General features: G+C 54.3%; 1 protein-coding gene. It reads left to right on the top strand.

The annotated features are described in order from the left end of the window. Positions 1-223 (top strand): phage terminase small subunit P27 family (locus AAC854_RS23930; protein WP_340619137.1); only part of this gene is annotated, 223 nt, incomplete at both ends.

The following is a 223-nucleotide window of genomic DNA, read 5'->3' as shown; positions in this document are numbered from 1 at the left end:
ATACCGCACGCACTGTGAAACACTGGAGCGTGAAGGTTACACCTACCGGACCGATCAGGGATTAATTAAGGCGCATCCGGCGGCGGGCATGAAAGCCGATGCGTGGAAACGGATTCACACCATGCTCAGTGCGTTTGGTATGTCACCCTCCAGCCGGTCTAAGGTCAACATGGCCGGGGAAGATAAGGCTGACCCGCTGGCTGAGTTTTTACAAATGAGAGAT

It is taken from the genome of Xenorhabdus entomophaga (assembly GCF_037996725.1).
Taxonomy (GTDB): domain Bacteria; phylum Pseudomonadota; class Gammaproteobacteria; order Enterobacterales; family Enterobacteriaceae; genus Xenorhabdus; species Xenorhabdus khoisanae.
Note: the sequence above shows the minus strand (reverse complement) of the source record. Positions and strands in the feature narration are given on the sequence as shown.